The 22,033-nt window shown below is 64.2% G+C and carries 20 protein-coding genes; 12 read left to right on the forward strand and 8 right to left on the reverse strand.

Annotated elements, in window-relative coordinates; all coding sequences use genetic code 11:
- Positions 1-189 precede the first annotated feature (189 nt).
- From PCLY_RS15610 to PCLY_RS15620, 3 genes are all read left to right on the forward strand, one after another.
- Positions 190-1,443: an ATP-binding protein gene (locus PCLY_RS15610; RefSeq protein ID WP_061240557.1), complete on the forward strand. Its 1,254-nt coding sequence runs from the start codon at positions 190-192 to the stop codon at positions 1,441-1,443.
- A gap of 15 nt (positions 1,444-1,458) precedes the next feature.
- Entirely contained in the window at positions 1,459-2,019 is a 561-nt protein-coding gene (locus PCLY_RS15615; protein ID WP_061240558.1) for a response regulator transcription factor, read from the forward strand.
- A 122-nt stretch (positions 2,020-2,141) separates the two neighbouring features.
- Positions 2,142-3,083 (forward strand): AEC family transporter, encoded by a 942-nt coding sequence (locus PCLY_RS15620; protein ID WP_061240559.1) that lies wholly within the window; start codon positions 2,142-2,144, stop codon positions 3,081-3,083.
- Between the two features lie 17 nt (positions 3,084-3,100).
- On the opposite strand, the gene PCLY_RS15625 is transcribed toward PCLY_RS15620, so the two are convergent.
- From PCLY_RS15625 to gatC, 6 genes are all read right to left on the reverse strand, one after another.
- Complete coding sequence (locus PCLY_RS15625; protein ID WP_061240560.1) at positions 3,101-3,484, reverse strand: carboxymuconolactone decarboxylase family protein; 384 nt, start codon at positions 3,482-3,484, stop codon at positions 3,101-3,103.
- Positions 3,485-3,486: 2 nt separating this feature from the next.
- Entirely contained in the window at positions 3,487-4,581 is a 1,095-nt protein-coding gene (locus PCLY_RS15630; RefSeq protein WP_061240561.1) for a calcium/sodium antiporter, read from the reverse strand.
- 91 nt (positions 4,582-4,672) lie between these two features.
- Positions 4,673-5,092, reverse strand: coding sequence for a septal ring lytic transglycosylase RlpA family protein (locus PCLY_RS15635; protein ID WP_061240562.1), 420 nt, complete (start codon positions 5,090-5,092; stop codon positions 4,673-4,675).
- A 62-nt stretch (positions 5,093-5,154) separates the two neighbouring features.
- Positions 5,155-6,603, reverse strand: a complete 1,449-nt coding sequence (gene gatB / locus PCLY_RS15640; RefSeq protein ID WP_061240563.1) for an Asp-tRNA(Asn)/Glu-tRNA(Gln) amidotransferase subunit GatB — start codon at positions 6,601-6,603, stop codon at positions 5,155-5,157.
- A 110-nt stretch (positions 6,604-6,713) separates the two neighbouring features.
- Positions 6,714-8,165 carry an Asp-tRNA(Asn)/Glu-tRNA(Gln) amidotransferase subunit GatA gene (gene gatA / locus PCLY_RS15645; RefSeq protein WP_061240564.1) on the reverse strand — a complete coding sequence of 484 codons (1,452 nt, stop codon included), beginning with the start codon at positions 8,163-8,165 and terminating at the stop codon, positions 6,714-6,716.
- 15 nt (positions 8,166-8,180) lie between these two features.
- Entirely contained in the window at positions 8,181-8,468 is a 288-nt protein-coding gene (gatC, locus tag PCLY_RS15650) for an Asp-tRNA(Asn)/Glu-tRNA(Gln) amidotransferase subunit GatC (RefSeq protein WP_024306969.1), read from the reverse strand.
- A 239-nt stretch (positions 8,469-8,707) separates the two neighbouring features.
- On the opposite strand from gatC, the gene mreB reads away from it, so the two are divergent.
- The 8 genes from mreB (at position 8,708) to tldD (ending at position 19,685) form a co-directional block, all read left to right on the forward strand.
- Complete coding sequence (mreB, locus tag PCLY_RS15655) at positions 8,708-9,745, forward strand: rod shape-determining protein MreB (RefSeq protein ID WP_013714086.1); 1,038 nt, start codon at positions 8,708-8,710, stop codon at positions 9,743-9,745.
- 128 nt (positions 9,746-9,873) lie between these two features.
- Positions 9,874-10,860: a rod shape-determining protein MreC gene (gene mreC, locus PCLY_RS15660; protein WP_082768094.1), complete on the forward strand. Its 987-nt coding sequence runs from the start codon at positions 9,874-9,876 to the stop codon at positions 10,858-10,860.
- Entirely contained in the window at positions 10,860-11,348 is a 489-nt protein-coding gene (gene mreD / locus PCLY_RS15665) for a rod shape-determining protein MreD (RefSeq protein ID WP_061240565.1), read from the forward strand. Before mreC ends, mreD begins: the two co-directional genes overlap by 1 nt.
- 52 nt (positions 11,349-11,400) lie before the next feature.
- A complete protein-coding gene (locus PCLY_RS15670) occupies positions 11,401-11,997 on the forward strand; it encodes a Maf family protein (RefSeq protein ID WP_061240566.1) in 597 nt (198 codons plus the stop codon).
- Positions 11,998-12,045: 48 nt separating this feature from the next.
- Entirely contained in the window at positions 12,046-13,503 is a 1,458-nt protein-coding gene (gene rng, locus PCLY_RS15675; RefSeq protein ID WP_061240567.1) for a ribonuclease G, read from the forward strand.
- Between the two features lie 17 nt (positions 13,504-13,520).
- Positions 13,521-17,342: a YhdP family protein gene (locus tag PCLY_RS15680; protein ID WP_061240568.1), complete on the forward strand. Its 3,822-nt coding sequence runs from the start codon at positions 13,521-13,523 to the stop codon at positions 17,340-17,342.
- A gap of 49 nt (positions 17,343-17,391) precedes the next feature.
- Positions 17,392-18,240, forward strand: coding sequence for a carbon-nitrogen hydrolase family protein (locus tag PCLY_RS15685; protein WP_061240569.1), 849 nt, complete (start codon positions 17,392-17,394; stop codon positions 18,238-18,240).
- A 2-nt stretch (positions 18,241-18,242) separates the two neighbouring features.
- On the forward strand, positions 18,243-19,685 hold the full coding sequence (gene tldD / locus PCLY_RS15690) for a metalloprotease TldD (RefSeq protein ID WP_061240570.1): 1,443 nt from the start codon (positions 18,243-18,245) through the stop codon (positions 19,683-19,685).
- Positions 19,686-19,697: 12 nt separating this feature from the next.
- Here tldD and yjgA read toward each other — a convergent pair whose 3' ends face one another.
- Positions 19,698-20,216, reverse strand: a complete 519-nt coding sequence (gene yjgA, locus PCLY_RS15695) for a ribosome biogenesis factor YjgA (protein ID WP_061240571.1) — start codon at positions 20,214-20,216, stop codon at positions 19,698-19,700.
- A 128-nt stretch (positions 20,217-20,344) separates the two neighbouring features.
- Between yjgA and pmbA the strand changes: the two genes are divergently transcribed.
- Positions 20,345-21,691 carry a metalloprotease PmbA gene (gene pmbA, locus PCLY_RS15700; protein ID WP_061240572.1) on the forward strand — a complete coding sequence of 449 codons (1,347 nt, stop codon included), beginning with the start codon at positions 20,345-20,347 and terminating at the stop codon, positions 21,689-21,691.
- Positions 21,692-21,756: 65 nt separating this feature from the next.
- Here the strand turns inward: pmbA and PCLY_RS15705 are convergent, their stop codons facing one another.
- Complete coding sequence (locus tag PCLY_RS15705; RefSeq protein WP_061240573.1) at positions 21,757-22,029, reverse strand: HPr family phosphocarrier protein; 273 nt, start codon at positions 22,027-22,029, stop codon at positions 21,757-21,759.
- Positions 22,030-22,033 lie beyond the last annotated feature (4 nt).

Here is a 22,033-nt window from a genome sequence, read left to right on the forward strand (position 1 = left end):
GTTCCTTTTTCAGTGGCCTTGATGGCCGTTTCCCGAGGTTAGACGAAGGCAGGTGACCATTCGGGTTAAACCCGGTTCAAAAATTTCACCGGCGGTTGTTCAGGCCATCAAAGGTGTGCGTCCGGTTGCCGCAGCGGCGTAAGGCCGCGACAGCCTTGGTTATACTCGCCGCCATCAACTGGAGTCGCCATGCTCGAACCCGTGCAGTTACTTTCCGCCAGTCGCCAGAATCTGTGGCGCCTGACGCTTATCCGCATTCTGGTGCTGGCTGCTCAGGCCGGCTCGGTCGGGCTCGCCTACAAGTCGGGCGTGCTGCCGCTGCCCTGGTTGCAACTGTCGGTGACCCTCGGCGTGTCGCTTCTGCTGTGCCTGGGCACGGCGCTGCGCCTGCGTGGCCCCTGGCCGGTCACCGAGGTCGAATATGCCGTGCAGCTGGGTTGCGACCTGATCGTCCACAGCGTGCTGCTGTACTACTCGGGCGGTTCGACCAACCCCTTCGTGTCCTATTACCTGGTGCCGCTGACGATCGCCGCAGCGACGCTGCCCTGGATGTTCACCATCGTGCTCTCCGGCCTGGCGCTGGCAGGCTATACCCTGCTGCTGGTGTGGACCCATCCGCTGGAGTTGCCGGCGGCGCGCGAGAGCCTGCTGGTCTACGGCATGTGGCTGAGCTTTGCCCTGTCCGCTGCGCTGATTACCTTCTTCGTGGCCAAGATGGCTGAGGAGTTGCGTCGTCAGGATGAGCTACGGGCCGAGCGCCGTGAGGAGAGCCTGCGCGACCAGCAGCTGTTGGCTGTGGCCACTCAGGCCGCTGGCGCCGCCCATGAACTGGGTACGCCCCTTGGCACCATGAGTGTGCTGCTCAAGGAACTGCGCCAGGAGTACCGCGAAAAGCCGGCCCTGCAGGACGATCTGGCCCTGCTGCAGGAGCAGGTGAAACTGTGCAAGTTCACCCTGCAGCAACTGGTGCGCGCCGCCGAAAACGACCGACGCCAGGCGGTGATCGAGCAGTCCTGCGTCGAATGGCTGGAAACCACCCTCAATCGCTGGCACCTGATGCGCCCCGAGGCCAGCTATCGCTACCAGTGCCTGGGGCGCGGCACTGCGCCGCGTATCATGCCGCCGGCCGATCTCACCCAGGCGCTGCTGAACCTGCTCAACAACGCCGCCGATGCCTGCCCGGACAAGCTCGACATCCGGCTGGACTGGGATCACCAGTGGCTGCGTTTGAGCATCCGCGATCATGGTGCCGGCGTGCCGCTGGCCATCGCCGAGCAGCTGGGCCGCCCGTTCTTCACCACCAAGGGCAAGGGTTTCGGCCTGGGGCTGTTCCTCAGCCAGGCCAGCGTGACGCGTGCCGGTGGCACGGTTAAGTTGTATAACCATGAAGAGGGCGGCACCCTCACCGAATTGAAGTTGCCGCGTGCCTATGGCGTGGCCTGATTAGGAAAACCCAGCATGAGCGAAGAACCCCTGTTCGAAGGCGAAGAGCAGCCCCACCTGCTGCTGGTGGACGATGACAGCACTTTTACCCGGGTCATGGCGCGTGCCATGAGTCGCCGCGGCCTGCGCGTGTCCACCGCGTCCAGCGCGGAAGAAGGCCTCGCCTTGGCCAAGGACGACTTGCCGGATTACGCCGTGGTCGATTTGAAGATGGAAGGTGATTCCGGCCTGGTGCTGCTGCCCAAACTGCTGGAGCTGGACGCCGAGATGCGCGTGGTGATCCTGACCGGATACTCCAGCATCGCTACCGCCGTCGAGGCGATCAAGCGAGGCGCGGCCAACTACCTGTGCAAGCCGGCTGACGCCGATGACGTGCTGACCGCATTGCTCTCCGAACATGCTGACCTCGACAGCCTGGTGCCAGAGAACCCGATGTCGGTTGATCGCCTGCAGTGGGAGCATATTCAGCGCGTGCTGGCCGAACATGAGGGCAACATCTCTGCGACGGCCCGCGCTCTGGGCATGCACCGCCGTACCCTGCAGCGCAAGCTGCAGAAGCGTCCAGTTCGCCGCTGAATCTCTGCGCGGGGCTTTGCCGCAGTTGACAGAAGCCCCGCACTTGACCAGCCTGCTTTGCCCGTAGCCGGGAAATGCTTAGCCAGCTAACATAGGTCGTCAGACAACCTGCTGGTGTCGCCATGTTCGCCGTCGCTGCACAAACCCTCGCCATCACCGCGCCCGTGTTCGCCATGCTGTTTCTCGGCGTGGCACTCAAACGTGTGCGCTGGATCGATACGCCCTTCATCGATACCGCATCGAGCCTGGTGTTTCGCGGCACCATGCCCACCCTGCTGTTTCTTGGCGTGGTCAAGGCCGACCTGGATTCGGCCATGCAGCCGCAGCTGCTCAGCTACTTCTTTCTGGCCACCGTGGCTTCGTTCTTCGTCGCCTGGGCCTGGGCGATCTGGCGTGTGCCGTTCGAAGATCGCGGCATCTACACCCAGGGCGCCTTCCGCGGCAACAACGGCATCGTCGGTCTGGCTCTGGCCACCAGCCTGTACGGCGACTACGGTCTGTCGGTCGGCTCGTTGCTAGCCGCCCTGGTGATCCTTTGCTACAACGCGCTCTCGGCTGTGGTGCTGGCCATCTACAGCCCGGGGGTGAAGCCTGGTGCCAAAGCCATCGCGCGCAGCATCGTGACCAACCCGATGATCATTGGCGTGCTGCTGGCGGTTCCGGTTGCCTACTGGAAAATCCCGCTGCCGCAGTGGTTTCTCACCTCGGCTGAGTACTTCGCACAGATGACGCTGCCGCTGGCACTGATCTGCATCGGTGGGACGCTGAGCCTGGCGTCGCTGCGGCGCAGCAGCGGCACGGCGATCGGCTCGGGCATGATGAAAATGATCTGGTTGCCGCTGCTGAGCACCTCTGGCGCCTGGCTATTGGGCTTTCGCGGTGCGGATCTGGCGATCCTGTTTCTGTACTTCGCCAGCCCGACCGCGGCAGCCAGCTTCGTCATGGCCCGCGCGGTGGGGGCCAACCATGAGCTGGCGGCGGCGATCATCGTCATCACCACCCTGGCGGCCGTGGTCACCACCAACATCGGCCTGCTGTTGCTGCAATGGGGCGGCTGGATCTAGGACCGCCGCCCCAGGCCTCATTGGTTCTGGCTCTGATACTCGTCGATCACTTCCTGGGCTACGCGGAAGGCCTGCATGCACGCCGGTGCACCGGCGTACACCGCGCAGTGCAGCAGGGTTTCGCGGATTTCCTCGACGGTGCAGCCATTGTTCAGGGCCCCGCGCACATGGCCTTTGAGTTCATGCGGGCACTTGAGGGCCGTCAGCGCCGCCAGGGTAATCAGGCTGCGGGTCGCGCGCGGCAAGCCGTCGCGCGTCCACACGCCGCCCCAGGCATGCTCGTTGATGAAGGCCTGCATTGGCTGGCTGAATTCGGGGGCTTCGTTCAGGGCGCGGTCGACGAATGCCTCGCCCATCACCTCACGGCGTACCTGCAAGCCGCTGTCGTGGTTATCGCTCATGTTCAGGCCTCCTGGCCGTGTTGTTTGCGCCAGGCGCGCACGCCGATGATCACCAGAGTGATGGCGGTCAGTGGCAGGGCGTAGCCGATCATTGCATCACCGAAGCTCTGCGCCAGCGGGCGGCCAGTGCTGAACAGCACCAGATAGAGGGTGTAGGCCACGTAGTAGGCGAGAAACAGCAGGCCTTCCCAGCGATTGATGCGGTAGCCGCTGAAGAAGATCGGCAGGCAGGCCACGGCCACGGCAATCATCACCGGGAAGTCGAAGGCCAGCGCATTGGCCGCTACCGGGATGACGGTTGGCGATACCAGCGAAGCCAGGCCCAGCACGCAGAGCAGGTTGAAGATGTTGCTGCCGACGATATTGCCGACGGCGATATCGCGCTCACCCTTGAAGGCCGCGATGATCGAGGTGGCCAACTCCGGCAGCGAGGTGCCGATGGCGATGACGGTCAGGCCGATAACCAGCTCCGACAGACCCAGCGCACGCGCCAGTTGCACAGCGCCTTCGACCAGAAAGTTGGAGCCCGCCACCAGCAGGACCAGACCGGCGATGACCAGGCCCAGGTTGATCGCCCAGGCGTAGGGCTTGGGTTGCTCGTCGAGGCCGAATTCCTTGGCGAACTCGTCATCGTCACCCCCCTTGTCCTTACGCGAGCTGTAGATCAGGAAACCGGTGTAGCTCAGTACGCCGGCGAACAGCAGGGCACCATCGAGGCGGCTCAAGGCGCCATCCGAGGCCAGTGCATAAACCACCAGGCTGGCGCCGATCATGATCGGCACGTCGAGGCGGATCAGCTGGCGCGAGACGATCAGTGGCGCGACCAGGGCGGTCACGCCGAGGATCAGCAGGACGTTGGCGATGTTGCTGCCGATGACGTTACCGATGGCCAGGTCGCCACTGCCGTTGAACGCCGATTGCACGCTGACTGCGGTTTCCGGCGCGCTGGTGCCGAAGGCCACGACGGTCAGGCCGATTACCAGAGGTGGAATGCCGAACTGTGCGGCCAGTTTGGCGGCACCGCGCACCAGCACTTCGGCGCCGGCGACCAGCAGCACCAGGCCGGCGATCAGGTAGACATAGGTCATCAGGGTCATTGCAGGGTAGCTCCAGAAAAAGTGCGGCTAGTGTAGCGATGGCATTCCTGCCTGCCAGGGGCGTCGGAAAGATTTTGTTGCCAATTGTTCCTCAGTCCAGCGCCTCGACTCGAACCGGCACGACACCTGCGCGCAGCATGTCCAGGCGCACGGCGGCGGCGCGCGAGACGTCGATGACGCGGCCGCGCACGAAGGGGCCGCGATCGTTGATGCGCAGCACCACACTGCGGTCATTGCTCAGGTTGGTCACCCGCACCCGCGTACCGAAGGGCAGGGTGCGATGCGCGGCGGTCAGCGCGTTCTGATCGAAACGCTCGCCGCTGGCGGTGCGCTTGCCGTGGTGCGCCTGGCCGTAATAGGAGGCCTTGCCGGTCTCGCTGCCGCCGCCACCGCCGAAGGTGGAGCAGCCACCGAGCAGGGCGAGCGCGCCGAACAGAGCAAACACCGGCAGCCCGGAGGCAATTCGGGGCGTTGCAGATTCGCGGATTGCATCCAGGCTACGGCTAATCATCGCGGGTTCTCCAGATAGAAAGACGCCGGGCAAGCCCGGCGTCGTTTCGTTGGCTCGAGGTTTCAGCCTTCGAGCTTCTTCTTCAGCAGTTCGTTCACTTGCCCCGGGTTGGCCTTGCCCTTGGAGGCTTTCATGGCCTGGCCGACGAAGAAGCCGAACATCTTGCCGCGCTTGGCTTCATCACTGGCGCGGTACTGTTCGACCTGCTCGGCGTTGGCGGCCAGCACTTCGTCGAGCATCTTCTCGATGGCACCGGAGTCGGTGACCTGCTTGAGGCCCTTGTTCTCGATGATCTCGTCGGCGCTGGCACCTTCACCGGCAGCCAGGGCTTCGAAGACCATCTTGGCGATCTTGCCGCTGATGGTGTTGTCCTTGATGCGCAGGATCATGCCGCCCAGTTGCTCGGCAGACACTGGCGACTGGTCGATCTCCAGGTTGTCCTTGTTGAGCAGGCTGGACAGCTCGCCCATCACCCAGTTGGCCGCCAGTTTGGCGTCGCCACACACGGCATTGACTGCCTCGAAGTAGTCGGCCAGTTCACGGCTGGCGCTGAGCACACTGGCGTCGTAGGTGGACAGGCCGAACTGGCTCTCGAAGCGCTCGCGCTTCTGCGGCGGCAGCTCGGGCAGGCCAGCGCGCAACTCGTCGAGGAAGCTGCGCTCGATCACCACCGGCAGCAGATCAGGGCAGGGGAAGTAACGGTAGTCGTTGGCTTCTTCCTTGCTGCGCATGGAGCGCGTCTGATCCTTGTTCGGATCGTACAGGCGGGTTTCCTGCACCACCTTGCCGCCGTCCTCGATCAGCTCGATCTGGCGCTGCACTTCATGGTTGATGGCTTTTTCGATGAAACGGAACGAGTTGACGTTCTTGATCTCGGCGCGCGTGCCAAACTCGGCCTGGCCTTTCGGGCGTACCGAGACGTTGCAGTCGCAACGCAGCGAGCCTTCGGCCATGTTGCCGTCGCAGATGCCCAGGTAGCGGACAAGCGCGTGGATCGCCTTCACATAGGCCACGGCTTCCTTGGCCGAACGGATGTCCGGCTCGGAAACGATTTCCAGCAGGGGCGTGCCGGCGCGGTTCAGGTCGATGCCGCTCATGCCCTGGAAGTCTTCGTGCAGGCTCTTGCCCGCGTCTTCTTCCAGGTGCGCACGGGTGATGCCGATGCGCTTGACGGTGCCGTCTTCCAGGGTGATGTCGAGGAAGCCCTTGCCGACGATGGGGTGATCCATCTGGCTGGTCTGGTAGCCCTTGGGCAGGTCCGGGTAGAAGTAGTTCTTGCGCGCGAAGACGTTACGCTCGGCGATCTCGGCATCGATGGCCAGGCCGAACTGGCAGGCCATGCGCACGGCTTCGGCGTTGAGCACCGGCAGGGTGCCGGGCATGCCGAGGTCGACCAGGCTGGCCTGGGTGTTGGGCTCGGCGCCGAAGGTGGTGGCGCTGGCCGAGAAAATCTTCGATTGGGTGCTGAGCTGAGCGTGAATCTCGAGCCCGATGACGGTTTCCCATTGCATGTTTAGTGTTCCTCGATCCTGTATGGCATGGGCAAGCCCTCTCCCGGCGCTACGCGCCACCCTCTCCCATGAATGGGAGAGGGGAAAAGGCCGCATGGCTGCGCCATGGCCTAGAAGCCGCTCGGTGCTTGTTTGTGCCAGTCGCTGACCTGCTGGTACTGGTGCGCGACGTTGAGCAGACGACCTTCCTGGAAGTAGTTGCCGAGCAACTGCACGCCCACCGGCAGGCCATCGACGAAGCCGGCCGGCATCGACAGGCCGGGGATGCCGGCCAGGTTGGCGGTGATGGTGTAGATGTCTTCCAGGTAGGCGGATACCGGGTCGGCGTTCTTCTCGCCGAGTTTCCAGGCCAGGTTCGGCGTGGTCGGGCCGAGGATCACGTCGACGTCCTTGAAGGCGGCGACGAAGTCGTTCTTGATCAGCCGGCGGATCTGCTGGGCCTTGATGTAGTAGGCATCGTAATAACCAGCCGACAGCGCGTAGGTGCCGACCATGATGCGGCGCTTGACCTCGGCACCGAAGCCTTCGCCACGCGAGCGCTTGTACAGGTCCTGCAGGTCTTTCGGGTTCTCGCAGCGGTAACCGAAGCGCACGCCGTCGAAACGCGACAGGTTGGAGCTGGCCTCGGCCGGCGCGATTACGTAGTAGGCCGGGATCGCATGCTGCATGTTCGGCAGCGAGATGTCTTTGACGGTGGCGCCGAGCTTTTTCAGCTCCTCGACCACGGCCATGATTTTCTCGCCGATGCGTGCATCGAGGCCGGCGCCGAAGTATTCCTTGGGCAGGCCGATGCGCAGGCCGGCCAGCGGCTGGGCCAGTGCCGCCAGGTAGTCATCGACCGGCTGGTCGACGCTGGTCGAGTCCTTGGCGTCGAAGCCGGCCATGGCGCCGAGCAGCAGGGCGCAGTCCTCGGCGGTACGGGCCAGCGGGCCGCCCTGATCGAGACTGGAAGCGTAGGCGATCATGCCCCAACGCGAGACGCGGCCGTAGGTGGGCTTGATGCCGGTGAGGTTGGTCAGCGCCGCCGGTTGGCGAATCGAGCCGCCGGTGTCGGTGCCGGTGGCAGCTGGCAGCAGGCGCGCGGCCACGGCAGCAGCGGAGCCGCCCGAGGAACCGCCAGGTACGCGAGTCAGATCCCAGGGGTTCTTCACCGGGCCGTAGTGGCTGGACTCGTTGGCCGAACCCATGGCGAACTCGTCCATGTTCAGCTTGCCGAGGCTGACGGTGCCGGCGCTCTTGAGCTTGTCGACCACGGTGGCGTCGTAGGGCGCCTTGAAGCCGGTGAGGATCTTCGAGCCGCAGCTGGTCAGCACGCCCTGGGTGCAGAACAGGTCCTTGTGGGCGATCGGTGCGCCGAGCAGCGGGCTGCTTTCGCCAGCGGCGCGGCGCGCGTCGGCGGCCTTGGCCTGCTCCAGGGCCTGCTCGGCGGTGACGGTGATGAAGCTGTTGAGCTGCGGGTCGAGCTGTTCGATGCGGCTCAGCAGACTCTGGGTCAGCTCGGCAGATGAGAATTGCTTGTCGGCGAGTGCGCGGGCGATCTCGGCCAGGGTCATGTGATGCATGGCGGAAGGCTTTCCTTACTCGATGACTTTGGGAACCAGGTACAGGCCGCTTTCGACGGCCGGGGCGATGGCCTGATAGGCATCGCGCTGGTTGCTCTCGTTGACCACGTCGGCGCGCAGGCGCTGGGTCGCTTCCAGCGGGTGAGCCAGGGGCTCGATGCCCTGGGTGTCGACGGCCTGCATCTGGTCGATCAGGCCGAGGATGTTGTTCAGGGTCTCGGTGGTTTGCGGAATATCGCCTTCGTTCAGACCCAGGCGGGCCAGGTGGGCGATTTTTTCCACCTCGGAGCGTTCAAGCGCCATCGGGGGTTCTCCAGTGGAAGTGTGACAGAGAGGGCATGGGTGAGCGGCTGCAGGGAACGGATGTCGCGAGCCAGCGGTCAAAGGCCGCGATGTGCAGCTACAAGGCCCGGAAAAACAGGCAATCTACCATATTGCCGCCTTGCTCAAAATCCCTGCCGTTGTTAGAGTTTGCCGCACTTTTTACCTGCGCGTTTTCCGCGCCTGGCCTTCACCCACGCGTTGCCTAGGGTCCCTTCCGAATGTTCAAGAAACTGCGTGGCATGTTTTCCAGCGATCTGTCGATCGACCTGGGCACTGCCAATACCCTTATTTATGTGCGCGAGCGCGGTATCGTCCTGAATGAGCCGTCCGTGGTCGCCATCCGTACCCACGGTAACCAGAAAAGTGTCGTGGCCGTAGGTACCGAAGCCAAACGCATGCTCGGTCGTACGCCTGGCAACATCTCCGCCATTCGCCCGATGAAGGACGGCGTGATCGCCGACTTCAGCGTCTGCGAGAAGATGCTGCAGTACTTCATCAACAAGGTTCACGAGAACAGCTTCCTGCAGCCGTCGCCGCGCGTGCTGATCTGCGTGCCGTGCAAATCGACCCAGGTTGAACGTCGCGCCATTCGCGAATCCGCACTGGGCGCCGGCGCCCGTGAAGTGTTCCTGATCGAAGAGCCAATGGCTGCCGCCATCGGTGCCGGCCTGCCGGTCGAAGAAGCCCGCGGTTCGATGGTCGTCGATATCGGTGGTGGTACCACCGAAATCGCGCTGATCTCCCTGAATGGCGTGGTCTATGCCGAATCCGTCCGCGTCGGCGGCGACCGCTTCGACGAAGCCATCATCACCTACGTGCGCCGCAACTATGGTTCGCTGATCGGTGAAGGCACCGCCGAGCGTATCAAGCAGGAAATCGGCACCGCCTACCCGGGCGGCGAGATTCGCGAAGTCGACGTGCGTGGCCGCAACCTGGCCGAGGGCGTACCGCGCAGCTTCACCCTGAACTCCAACGAAGTGCTCGAAGCGCTGCAGGAATCCCTGGCGACCATCGTCCAGGCGGTCAAAAGCGCTCTGGAGCAGTCGCCGCCCGAGCTGGCCTCGGACATCGCCGAGCGCGGCCTGGTGCTGACCGGTGGTGGTGCACTGCTGCGTGACCTGGACAAGCTGCTGAGCCAGGAAACCGGTCTGCCGGTGATCGTCGCCGAAGACCCGCTGACCTGTGTTGCCCGTGGCGGCGGCAAGGCCCTGGAAATGATGGATCGCCACGCCATGGACCTGCTCTCCACCGAGTAAGGTTGACCTCGCTTGCCTGCCGTGCCGCCTCCGGGCGGCACGCGCATATTCGAGCATTGCAGTACACTCGGCCCAACCTTCGCCTTACCGGTTCGCCTTTCGCATGAATTCGCGTGCTTTTCGCCCCTGTGGCGCACGAGGAGCAGACCATTAAGCCGCTCTTCGCCAAAGGTCCCTCGCTGGGCATTCGTCTGCTGGTATTCACCGTGTTGTCGGTGGTGCTGATGGTGGTCGACGCCCGCTTCGAGACGCTCAAGCCGATGCGCAGCCAGATGGGGCTGGTGCTCACGCCCTTCTATTGGCTGGCGGATGTGCCTGTGCGCTTGTGGGACGGTGCGACCCAGCAGATCTCGTCGCGCAACGAGCTGATGGCCGAGAACGAGAAACTCAAGGCCGAAGCCCTGTTGTTGCAGCGTCGCCTGCAGAAGCTGGCGGCGCTGACCGAGCAGAACGTGCGCTTGCGTGAGCTGCTCAACTCCGCCGCGCTGGTGGACGACGAAGTGCTGGTCGGCGAGCTGATCGGCGTCGACCCGAACCCCTATACCCACCGCATTCTGATCGACAAGGGTGAGAAGGACGGCGTGTTCCTCGGTCAGCCAGTGCTCGATGCCCGTGGCCTGATGGGGCAGGTGGTCGAGATCATGCCCTACACCTCGCGCGTGCTACTGCTCACCGACACCACCCACAGCATTCCGGTGCAGGTCAATCGCAACGGCCTGCGTGCCATCGCCGTGGGTACCGGTAATCCGGAGCGCCTGGAGCTGCGTCATGTGGCCGATACCGCTGATATCAAGGAAGGCGACCTGCTGGTCAGCTCCGGCATGGGCCAGCGCTTCCCGGCGGGCTACCCGGTGGCCACGGTCAAGGAAGTGATTCACGACTCCGGCCAGCCCTTCGCCATCGTTCGTGCCGTACCCACCGCCGCCCTCAATCGCAGCCGTTACCTGTTGCTGGTGTTCTCCGACCGGCGCACCCCGGAGCAGCGTGCCAATGACTCCGCCGAGGCCCAGGAAGCGGCTGATCGCGAAGCCGAGCAGGCGCGTGCGAATGCTGAGCAGGTGCCGGCGCAGAATGAGGCGCCGAGCGCGGACGCCCCCGCACAGGAGACGAACTGATGGTTGGCGTACAGCCCCGGAACGGCTGGGTGGTCTGGCTGAGCCTGGCGCTCGGCCTGTTGCTCAGTGTTTCGCCGCTGCCTGAGTTCATGCAGGTCGGCCGCCCGCTATGGGTTGCCTTGATCCTCACCTATTGGGTGCTGGCGCTGCCGCACCGTGTCGGCATGACCACCGCCTGGATTCTGGGCCTGGCGCAGGACGTGCTGTTTGGTACGTTGCTGGGGCAGAATGCCCTGATCCTCACCCTGATCACCTTTCTGGTGCTAAGCCTGCATCAGCGCCTGCGCATGTTCCCCATGTGGCAGCAGAGCATGGTACTGATGGTGGTATTCGGCCTGGCTCAGCTGGTGCAGCTGTGGCTCAATGCGCTGACCGGCAGTCGTCCGCCGACCCTGGCATTCATCCTGCCGGCGTTGGTCAGTGCCTTGCTCTGGCCGTGGATCTGCACCTTCCTGCGCGCGCTTCACCGTCGCCTCAACGTCAACTGAGAACGGCCACGCTTGACGCTTGGCCGGGACTCGTCCGATAGGGAGAATACTCATGGCCACGCTTTTCCTGGCCTCCGCTTCGCCCCGTCGCCGTGAGCTTCTGGCCCAGATCGCTGTGCCCTGTGTCACGCAAATCGCCGCCATAGACGAAACCCCGTTGCCAGGCGAGCAGCCGGCCGCTTATGTAGAGCGTCTGGCGCGCGGCAAGGCGCACGCCGGCTTGGCGGCGCTGTCGGATAGTACGGATGCCGTGGTGTTGGGCGCCGATACCGCCGTGGTGCTAGACGGCCAGATTCTTGGTAAACCGCTCGATTTCGAGGATTTTCGCCGCATGCTGGCCGGCCTTTCCGGTCGCAGCCATCAGGTGATGACGGCGGTGGCGCTGGTCAGCCGCCAGGCCGAGGCTGCGCAGGTGGTGTGCAGCGATGTGACGTTTCGCCATCTGAGCGAGGCGGAAGTTCGCGCGTACTGGGCCAGCGGAGAACCCTGCGACAAGGCGGGCGGTTATGGTATTCAGGGGTTGGCGGCGGTGTTCGTCAGCCGTATCGAGGGCAGCTATTCGGCCGTGGTCGGTCTGCCCTTGTGCGAAACGGCGCAGATGCTGGGTGACTTCGGCATTGCCTGTTGGCAGTCGAACGCCGCGCCATAAATTGAAATGGCCGCCGAGGGCGGGCAGCGAATCCATCAGGACGGATGCATGAGCGAAGAGATTCTGATCAATATCACGCCGATGGAATCGCGTGTGGCAGTGGTGGAAAACGGCGTCCTGCAGGAAGTGCATGTGGAGCGCACGCAGAAGCGCGGTATCGTCGGCAACATCTACAAAGGCAAGGTGGTACGCGTACTGCCAGGCATGCAGGCGGCATTCGTCGACATTGGCCTGGAACGCGCGGCGTTCATCCATGCCTCGGAAATCTCCAGCCGTGAGGGCGCGGCGGTCGAGCCGATCAGCGCCCTGGTCCACGAAGGGCAGAGCCTGGTGGTGCAGGTCACCAAGGACCCCATCGGCAGCAAGGGCGCGCGCCTGACCACGCAGTTGTCCATCCCCTCGCGGTATCTGGTGTACATGCCGCGCACCAGTCACGTCGGCATATCGCTGAAGATCGAAGATGAAGCCGAGCGTGAGCGCCTCAAACAGGTGGTGGCCGATTGCGTCGCCACCGAGGGCATCGAAGAGGCGGGTGGCTTCATCTTGCGCACGGCGGCCGAGGGCGCTGGTGCCGACGAGATCCTGATCGATATCCGCTACCTGCGTCGCCTCTGGGACCAGATCGGCGCGCAGATCCAGAATGCCAAGGCGCCGACGGTGATCTACGAGGATCTGTCCCTGGCGCTGCGGACCCTGCGTGACCTGGTCAGCCCGCGCACCGAGAAGATTCGCGTGGACTCGCGGGAAACCTTCCAGAAGATCACCCAGTTCGTCGCCGAATTGATGCCGGAGATTGCCGACCGCCTGGAGCATTACCCGGGCGAACGGCCGATTTTCGACCTGTACGGCGTCGAGGACGAAATCCAGCGCGCCCTGGAGCGCAAGGTGCCGCTCAAGTCCGGCGGCTACCTGGTGGTCGACCCGGCCGAGGCGATGAGCACCATCGACGTCAATACCGGTGCCTTCGTCGGCCATCGCACCCTCGAGGAAACCATCTTCAAGACCAATCTTGAAGCGGCCACGGCCATCGCCCGGCAACTGCGCCTGCGCAACCTGGGCGGCATCATCATCATTGACTTCATCGACATGGAAGACGAAGAGCACCAGCGCCAGGTGCTGCGTACCCTGGAGAAGCAGCTCGAACGTGACCATGCCAAGACCAACATCATCGGCATCACCGAACTGGGCCTGGTGCAGATGACCCGCAAGCGCACGCGCGAAAGCCTCGAACAGATTCTCTGCGAGCCCTGCAGCGCTTGTCAGGGGCGCGGCAAGCTGAAGACGCCGGAAACCACCTGCTACGAAATCTTCCGCGAAATTCTGCGTGAAGCCCGTGCCTATCAGGCGGAAAGCTATCGTGTGTTGGCCAACCAGAAGGTGGTCGATCGCCTGCTCGACGAAGAGTCGGGCAACGTCGCCGATCTGGAAGCCTTCATCGGACGTACCATCAAATTCCAGGTGGAAACCATGTATTCCCAGGAACAGTACGACGTGGTGCTGCTCTGAGCACGGTCAGCAATGAGGTGAACGTCCTGGCGCGCCTGTTCTCGGTGCTGCTGCGCTGGGGGCTGGGTCTTTGCGCCGCGATGCTGGTGCTGGCCGCGTTGTATGTCAGTCTCGGCCGCGAGCTGGTGCCGCTGGTGGCGGAATATCGGCTCGAACTGGAAGACCGCGCCAGCGCGCAGCTGGGCATGCCGGTGCGCATCGGTCGTCTCGAAGGGCGCTGGCAGGGATTTGCCCCGGTGCTGGTGGCCCATGACGTACGCCTGGGCAAGGAGGGTGAAGGCCTGAGCCTGGAGCGTGTGCAACTGGTGCCGGATGTCGGTGCCAGTCTGCTGGCACGCCAGCCGCGTATCGCCCGCCTGCAGTTCGATGGTTTGCAACTGAACGTGCGGCAGAGCGCCGAGGGTGCCTGGCAGTTGCAGGGTTTACCGCAGCGCAGTGGCCCGGAGCTGGACGTTGGGCGTCTGCTCGAGCAGCTGCAGATGGTGCATCGCATCAGCCTGCTCGATAGCCGTGTGGTGGTGCAGCCCTACGATCAGGAGCCGTTGCTGCTCAGTTACGTCAACTTCAGCCTGCGCTATGGCAATAACAGTCAGCGCCTCGACGGTCGCCTGCTCCTGCCTGATGGTCAACCGGTCGCCCTGCGCCTGCGCACACGCATGCAACCCGAGACCTGGCGCGAGGCGAAGTCCGAGCTCTATCTGAGCCTGCCGCAAAGCGACTGGGCGGCCTGGCTGCCGAAATCGCTGCTTGGTGACTGGCAGGTACAGCGTCTGCAGGCCGGTGGCGAGCTTTGGCTGCAAGGCCACGGCCTGTTCCTGGACAAGGGCGCCCTGCGTCTGCACGCGCCCGAGTTGGTCGGTGGGCAGGCCAAGCAAAAGGTAGTGACGCTCAAGGACCTGGCCTTCAATGCCTTTTTCGCTCAGGACAAGCAGGGCGTGCGGGCGCAGATCGACTCCCTGGCCCTGACCCATGGTGAGCAGCGCATCGGTGAAGTGCACCTGAACCTGAAGCAGAATGACGTGGGCGACGCTGACGAGCGCTGGGCGCTGAGCACCGACCGCCTCGACCTCGCGGCCTGGGCACCGCTGGTCAAGGCGCTGGTGCCGATGCCCGAGAATGCCCGGGAGGTTCTTGTCGCCCTGGCGCCGCAAGGGGCGGTGAACAACCTGCTGCTCGATTACTACCCGCAGCGTGAAGGCGCCGAACGCCTGCAGTTCGCTGCCAACCTGGACAAGGTAGGCGTCCAGGCCTACCACGGTGCGCCGGCTGCCGAGAATGTCAGTGGCAGTGTGTCGGGCAACCTGTTTCAGGGCGAGCTGCGGCTGAACAGCGAGAATTTTGCTCTGCATCTGGATCAACTGTTCCCTAAACCCTGGCGCTACCGCCATGCCCAGGCGCGCTTGAGCTGGGACTGGAGCGAAACCGGCCTGACGTTGTACAGCCCCTACATGCGTGTAGAGGGTGAGGAGGGGCAAGTCGCTGGTGACATGCTGATCCGCCTGCTGCGCGACCCTGAAGCCGAGGATTACATGGACCTGCGCGTCGGCATGCGCGACGGCGATGCGTCCTACACCGAGAAGTATCTGCCGAGCCGCGCGCCCGGCATGAGCGCTGAACTCGATCACTGGCTGAAGACGGCGATCCGCGCGGGGCACGTCGAAGAAGGCTATTTCCAGTACCAGGGCTCACTGCACAAGGGGGCAGCACTGGGCGCTCGTAGCATCAGCCTGTTCTTCAAGGTCAAGGATGCCGAGCTGGCCTTCCAGCCAGGCTGGCCTGCGCTACGTGAGGGCGTGGGTGAGGTGTTGATCGAGGACGACGCGGTGCGCGTGCGCTTGCAGAGCGGCCGCTTGCAGGAAAGCCAGGTCAGTGACGTCGTGGCCAATATTCCTCTGCTGCACGACGGCAAACCGCCACGCCTACACCTCGACGGCAAGGTGCAGAGCAGTCTGGGCGATGCCATCAAGCTGCTGCAGGAGGCGCCACTGGGCACTTCGGAGATATTTGCCGGTTGGCAGGGCGAGGGGCCTCTGACCGGTCGCCTGCAACTGGATATTCCGTTGCACAAGGGAGACAAACCCGGTGTCGTGGTGGACTTCGCCACCGAAGGTGCCAGCCTCAAGCTGGCCAACCCCGATCTGCAGTTGCGTAAGGTGCAGGGGGCATTTCGCTTCGACAGCGCCGCCGGGCTGAGCGCGCCGGACGTTCGCGGCGAGGTCTTCGGCCGCCAGGTGCGCGGCAAGATCAGCGCCGAGGGTGCACGCGGCCAGGCGCGTACACTGTTCGATCTGCGTGGACAGGTTCCGGTCGATACCCTCAGCCAGTGGCTGGGTGGGCCGCAGAAACTGCCGGTCAGCGGGTTGCTTCCCTATCGTCTGCGTCTGACGCTCGATGGCGATGACAGCAAGCTGCGCGTCGACTCCGCCTTGCGCGGCGTGGCGGTCAACCTGCCGGCCCCCTTTGGCAAGACGGCGGAGCAGGAGCGCGATGCCAGCTGGCGCATGACCCTTTCCGGGCGTGAGCGCCGCTATTGGGCCGATTATGCTGATCTGGCCAGCTTGAGTCTGGCCGCGCCTCCGGGGGCGCTGGCAGATGGCCGTGGCGAATTGTTGCTGGGTGGTGGCGCGGCAGGTTTGCCGCCAGGGCAGGGGCTGCGCGTGCGCGGACACCTGGATGAACTGGACCTGGACGCCTGGAAAAAACTGGCTGCGAATCATCCGGTCAAGGTGGATGCCGACAGCCAGCGCCTGTTCAAGAGCGCCCGCCTGGATATCGGACGCTTTCGCGGTTTCGGTCAGGAGATCGAGCAACTGACGCTTGGCCTGGCGCGTGAAGGGCAGGCCTGGTCCCTGCAACTCGACAGCGAGCTGGCTGCCGGGCGAGTGCTGCTGGCCGATGCTGACTCTGTGCCCATTCGCATCGAACTGCAGCATGTGCGATTGCCAGCGCCCGATCCTGGGGCCGTGAAGGACGAGGAGGCGCCAGACCCGCTGGCCGATTTCGACCCCAGGCAGATTCCTCCGCTGGATATCAGCATCGAGCGCGTACTGCGCGGTGAAAAGCTACTGGGCAGGTGGTCGCTCAAGGTGCGCCCGGAGGAGCAGGGCGTGCGCTTCGATGAGCTCGATCTCGATCTTCAGGGCCTGAAGATCGGTGGCAGTGCCGGTTGGCGTGGTACCCCAGGCCATATGCGCAGCTGGTACAAGGGGCGTCTGCAGGGCAAGAACCTCAGCGATATTCTCAAGGCCTGGGATTTCGCTCCCAGCGTTACCAGTGAAAGTTTCCGGGTGGACGCCGATGGCGACTGGCCGGGCTCGCCTGCCTGGTTTTCGCTCAAGCGCTTTTCCGGCAATCTCGACCCCTCGTTGCGCAAGGGCCAGTTCGTCGAGGTGCAGGGCTCGGCCCAGGCGCTGCGCGTATTCGGCCTGCTCAACTTCAACTCGATCGGTCGCCGCTTGCGTCTGGACTTCTCCGACCTGCTCGACAAGGGGCTCAGTTATGACCGGGTCAAGGGCAACCTGCAGGCCACCAATGGTCTGTTCGTCACTCGCGAGCCGATCACCCTGACCGGGCCTTCGAGCAATCTGGAGCTCAACGGCAATCTGGACATGCGCAACGAGCGCATCGATGCCAAGTTGCTGGTGACCCTGCCGGTGACCAACAACCTGCCGCTGGCAGCGTTGATCGTCGGGGCTCCGGCAATCGGCGGGGCGCTGTTCGTGGTGGACAAGCTGCTCGGTGACAAGGTCGCACGCTTCGCCAGTGTGCAGTACGACGTCAAGGGGTCGCTGCAGGATCCTGAGCTCAGCTTCGACAAGCCTTTCGAAAAACCGCAATGAGGTTACGTCTTGGCGTAGGCTGTTACACCAAGCCGCAAAGAGTGTCGCCATGAATCTCGCTGTAATCCAGATGGTCAGCCAGGATGACGTGCAAGCCAATCTGCGCCTGGCTCGGCGTCTGCTGGAGCGCGCTGCGCAGGGTGGCGCGCGTCTCGCCGTGTTGCCGGAGAACTTCGCGGCCATGGGCCGCCGGGATCTGGCCGCCATCGGCCGTGCCGAAGCCCTGGGCGAAGGGCCGATCCTGCCCTGGTTGAAAAGAGTCGCGCGTGACCTCAGTTTATGGGTAGTGGCCGGTACCTTGCCGCTGCCGCCGGACGATGATGCCGAGGGCAAGCCGCGCGCCTGTTCGCTGTTGATCGACGATCAGGGACAGCGTGCCGCCCGTTACGACAAGCTGCACCTGTTCGATGTCGACGTGGCCGACAACCGTGGCCGTTATCGTGAGTCGGACGACTTTGCCCATGGCCAGCGCATCGTGGTGGCGGATACGCCGGTAGGGCGCCTGGGCCTGAGCGTGTGTTACGACCTGCGCTTCCCCGAGTTGTTCGGTGCACTGCGTGAAGCAGGGGCCGAGCTGATCAGCGTACCGGCCGCGTTCACGGCGATGACTGGCGCCGCCCACTGGCAGGTGCTGACGCGCGCTCGGGCCATCGAAACCCAGTGCTATGTGCTGGCGGCCGGGCAGGGTGGTGAGCACCCGGGGCAGCGCATGACCTTCGGCCATTCGGCGATCATCGACCCCTGGGGCAGCGTCCTGACCGAGCAGGATCAGGGCGAAGCTGCGCTGCTGGCGTCTCGCGATGCCACTGAGCAGGCAGCCATTCGCCAGCGTATGCCGGTGCAGCAGCACCGCCGATTCTTTTTATCGGGCGTAGCACGTCCGATCGTTGTGGAGTGACCATGAATACGATGTTGCAATCCGTCAGCGAGCATCTGCTTGCGCCCGGCAACCTGACCCTCGACAGCCTGAGCTCCGTTCTGGGCGAAGTGGCGGGGCCGGGTATCGATGCCGCCGACCTGTACTTTCAGAGCCAGGTCTCGGAAACCTGGGTGCTGGAGGACGGCATCGTCAAGGAAGGCAGTTTCAACCTCGACCAGGGCGTTGGCGTGCGTGCCCAGTCCGGTGAAAAAACCGGTTTCGCCTACAGCAATGCGATCAGCCTCGATGCGCTGACGCAAGCCGCTCAGGCCGCGCGTTCGATCTCACGGGCCGGTCAGCAGGGGCGTGTGCAGGCGTTCGTCAGCCCGCAGGTCACTCAGCTGTATGCCGAGGGCAACCCGCTGGATGTCATGAGCCGCGCCGAGAAGGTCGAGCTGCTGCAGCGCGTCGATCGCGCCACGCGCGCACTGGATCCGCGCATCAAGCAGGTCACCGTGAGTCTGGCCGGTGTCTGGGACCGCATTCTGGTGGCGGCGCATGATGGCAGCCTGAGCGCCGATATCCGTCCGCTGGTGCGCTTCAACGTCAGCGTCATCGTCGAACAGAATGGTCGTCGCGAGCGTGGCGGTCATGGCGGTGGCGGGCGCACCGACTACAGCTATTTCCTCGATGAAGACCGCGCCATGGGCTACGCCCGCGAGGCGCTGCGCCAGGCGCTGGTCAATCTGGAAGCCATCGCGGCTCCGGCTGGCAGCATGCCGGTGGTGATGGGCGCGGGCTGGTCCGGCGTACTCCTGCACGAAGCGGTCGGCCATGGCCTGGAAGGCGACTTCAACCGCAAGGGCAGTTCCGCCTACAGCGGCAAGGTCGGTGAGAAGGTCGCGTCCAGTCTCTGCACCATCGTCGATGACGGCACCCTGGCCGGGCGTCGGGGTTCGCTCAGTGTCGACGACGAAGGCACGCCGACCCAGTGCACCACGCTGATCGAAAACGGCGTGCTCAGGGGCTACATGCAGGACAAGCTCAACGCGCGCCTGATGGGCGTGGCCGCCACCGGCAACGGTCGTCGTGAGTCCTATGCGCACTTGCCGATGCCGCGTATGACCAACACCTACATGCTGGCCGGTGAGAGCGACCCGGAGGAAATCATTCGTTCGGTGAAGAAGGGCATCTACTGCGCCAATCTCGGCGGCGGCCAGGTGGATATCACCAGCGGCAAGTTCGTCTTCTCCACCAGCGAGGCGTACCTGATCGAGGACGGCAAGATCACCGCCCCGGTCAAGGGGGCGACCCTGATCGGCAACGGGCCGGAGGCCATGAGCCGGGTGTCCATGGTCGGCAACGACCTGGCGCTGGACAGTGGTGTCGGCACGTGCGGCAAGGATGGTCAGTCGGTGCCTGTGGGCGTCGGTCAGCCGACGCTGAAGATCGACGCGATCACCGTCGGCGGCACCGGTGCCTGATGCACTGCTGAATCAGCGCAGGCCGCGCTGGATCTCGTCGAGCTCGCGGATGTACTTGAACACCTTGCGCGCCGCGGCTGGTGGCTTGTTGCGTGCGGCCTCATGCTGGGCATGACGGACCAGCCCGCGCAGATGCTGTACGTCGGCTTCGGGGTAGAGTTCGACGAAGCTCTCCAGCGCGCTGTCGCCTTCGGCGATCAGACGGTCGCGCCAGCGCTCGAGGGCATGAAAGCGCTCGTTGTACTCGCGGGTGGAGCTGTCCACCTGGTCGAGCATGGCGATGATCGCTTCGACATCCTGTTCACGCATCAGCTTGCCGATGAACTGGATGTGGCGTTTGCGCGCGGCATTGGCGGTATGTTTCGGCGCATCGGCGAGGGCGCGGCGTAGGGCATCGGTCAGCGGCATCTTGGCCAGCAGATCCGCCTTGAGCGTGGTCAGTCGCTCGCCAAGCTCCTGCAGGGCATGCAGTTCGCGTTTGACCTGGGATTTGCTCTTCTCCAGGGAGAAGTCGTCGTAGGAATCAGACATGGGGTGGGTCCAGAGGGAAACGCCGCCATGATAGCAGTAACCGTGACTGCCGGCCTGTGGGCGGGCAGTCGAGAGCAGGCCTTGAGTGTGCGAATGCTGGGCCTGCGCCAAGAGAATCGGGAGTGGTTATGAGTGAAGTAGAACGCATCGGGCCGCAGGCCTTGCCGGCACTGCAGGAGCAAGTTGAGGCCATTCTCGCCGAGGCCAAGCGCCAGGGCGCCAGTGCCTGTGAAGTGGCCGTCTCGGCCGGCCAGGGGCTGTCCACCACGGTGCGCCAGCGTGAGGTGGAAACCGTCGAGTTCAATCGTGATCAGGGTTTTGGTATCACGCTCTACGTCGGTCAGCGTAAGGGCTCGGCCAGTACCTCGGCCACTGGCGCCGAGGCCATTCGCGAAACCGTGGCCGCGGCCCTGGCGATTGCCAAGCATGCGTCCGAGGACGAGTGCGCCGGCCTGGCTGACGCGGCGCTGATGGCGCGCGAGTTGCCCGAGCTGGATCTCTATCACCCTTGGTCAATCACTCCAGAGCAGGCCGTCGAGCAGGCGCTGGTGTGCGAGGCGGCGGCCTTCGCTGCCGATCCGCGGATCAAGAACGCCGATGGCACCAGTCTCAATACCCATCAGGGCTGCCGTGTGTATGGCAACAGCCACGGCTTCATCGGCGGTTATGCCAGCACCCGGCACAGCCTGAGCTGCGTGATGATCGCCGAGGGCGAGGGGCAGATGCAGCGCGACTACTGGTACGACGTCAATCGCCAGGGCGAGCTGCTCGCAGGTGCTGAAGGTATCGGCCAGCGCGCCGCCGAGCGTGCGGTCAGTCGCCTCGGGGCGCGTCCGGTGCCGACCTGCGAAGTCCCCGTGCTGTTCGCCGCCGAGCTGGCCGGCGGCCTGTTCAGTCACCTGCTGGCGGCGATCTCTGGCGGTAACCTGTACCGTCAGTCCTCGTTCCTTGAGGGGGCGCTCGGTCAGCGTCTGTTCCCCGAATGGTTGAGCCTCGACGAACGTCCGCATCTGCCGCGCGCACTGGGCAGTGCGACCTTCGATGGTGACGGCCTGGCCACATACGCCAAGCCGTTCGTGGAGAAGGGGGAGCTGGTCTCCTATGTGCTCGGCACTTATTCCGGCCGTAAGCTGGGCCTGCCGAGCACGGCCAACTCCGGCGGCGTGCACAACCTGTTCGTCACCCATGGCGATGAGGACCAGCAGGCGCTGATTCGGCGCATGGGGCGCGGTTTGCTGGTCACCGAGTTGATGGGGCAGGGGCTGAACCTGGTGACCGGTGATTACTCGCGCGGCGCGGCGGGCTTCTGGGTCGAGAACGGTGAGATCCAGTTCCCGGTGCAGGAAGTCACCATCGCCGGCAATCTGCGCGACATGTTCCGTCAGATCGTCGCGGTCGGTCGTGACCTCGAGCGCCGCGGCAATATCTGCACTGGCTCGGTGCTGATCGAGAAGATGACCGTCGCCGGCAGTTGAGCACGGTAGAAACGGCAGAAACGACAAGGCCACCCGCGGGTGGCCTTGTCGTTTGTCGGGAGGGCTTACTCGCCTTCGTCGAAGTAGTTTTCGATCAGCTCGACCAAGGCGTTCATCGCCTGATCGTCCTGTTCTCCTTCGGTCGCCAGGTGCACATTGGTGCCCTTGCCGGCAGCCAGCATCATCACCGCCATGATGCTCTTGCCGTCGACCAGGCTTTCGGCGCTGCGCCCGATGCGTACCTGGCACGGGTAAGTGCTCGCCACACCGACGAATTTCGCTGCAGCGCGGGCATGCAGACCGAGTTTGTTGATGATGGTGATTTCACGTGCTGGCATCGCG

The organism is Ectopseudomonas composti (assembly GCF_001567565.1).
In the GTDB taxonomy this organism is placed as follows: domain Bacteria; phylum Pseudomonadota; class Gammaproteobacteria; order Pseudomonadales; family Pseudomonadaceae; genus Aquipseudomonas; species Aquipseudomonas composti_A.

Coding starts and splice junctions, on each gene's coding strand:
- PCLY_RS15610 (WP_061240557.1), top strand. CDS start 190: ATGCTCGAACCCGTGCAGTTACTTTCCGCCAGTCGCCAGAATCTGTGG.
- PCLY_RS15615 (WP_061240558.1), top strand. CDS start 1,459: ATGAGCGAAGAACCCCTGTTCGAAGGCGAAGAGCAGCCCCACCTGCTG.
- PCLY_RS15620 (WP_061240559.1), top strand. CDS start 2,142: ATGTTCGCCGTCGCTGCACAAACCCTCGCCATCACCGCGCCCGTGTTC.
- PCLY_RS15625 (WP_061240560.1), bottom strand. CDS start 3,484: ATGAGCGATAACCACGACAGCGGCTTGCAGGTACGCCGTGAGGTGATG.
- PCLY_RS15630 (WP_061240561.1), bottom strand. CDS start 4,581: ATGACCCTGATGACCTATGTCTACCTGATCGCCGGCCTGGTGCTGCTG.
- PCLY_RS15635 (WP_061240562.1), bottom strand. CDS start 5,092: ATGATTAGCCGTAGCCTGGATGCAATCCGCGAATCTGCAACGCCCCGA.
- gatB (WP_061240563.1), bottom strand. CDS start 6,603: ATGCAATGGGAAACCGTCATCGGGCTCGAGATTCACGCTCAGCTCAGC.
- gatA (WP_061240564.1), bottom strand. CDS start 8,165: ATGCATCACATGACCCTGGCCGAGATCGCCCGCGCACTCGCCGACAAG.
- gatC (WP_024306969.1), bottom strand. CDS start 8,468: ATGGCGCTTGAACGCTCCGAGGTGGAAAAAATCGCCCACCTGGCCCGC.
- mreB (WP_013714086.1), top strand. CDS start 8,708: ATGTTCAAGAAACTGCGTGGCATGTTTTCCAGCGATCTGTCGATCGAC.
- mreD (WP_061240565.1), top strand. CDS start 10,860: ATGGTTGGCGTACAGCCCCGGAACGGCTGGGTGGTCTGGCTGAGCCTG.
- PCLY_RS15670 (WP_061240566.1), top strand. CDS start 11,401: ATGGCCACGCTTTTCCTGGCCTCCGCTTCGCCCCGTCGCCGTGAGCTT.
- rng (WP_061240567.1), top strand. CDS start 12,046: ATGAGCGAAGAGATTCTGATCAATATCACGCCGATGGAATCGCGTGTG.
- PCLY_RS15685 (WP_061240569.1), top strand. CDS start 17,392: ATGAATCTCGCTGTAATCCAGATGGTCAGCCAGGATGACGTGCAAGCC.
- tldD (WP_061240570.1), top strand. CDS start 18,243: ATGAATACGATGTTGCAATCCGTCAGCGAGCATCTGCTTGCGCCCGGC.
- yjgA (WP_061240571.1), bottom strand. CDS start 20,216: ATGTCTGATTCCTACGACGACTTCTCCCTGGAGAAGAGCAAATCCCAG.
- pmbA (WP_061240572.1), top strand. CDS start 20,345: ATGAGTGAAGTAGAACGCATCGGGCCGCAGGCCTTGCCGGCACTGCAG.
- PCLY_RS15705 (WP_061240573.1), bottom strand. CDS start 22,029: ATGCCAGCACGTGAAATCACCATCATCAACAAACTCGGTCTGCATGCC.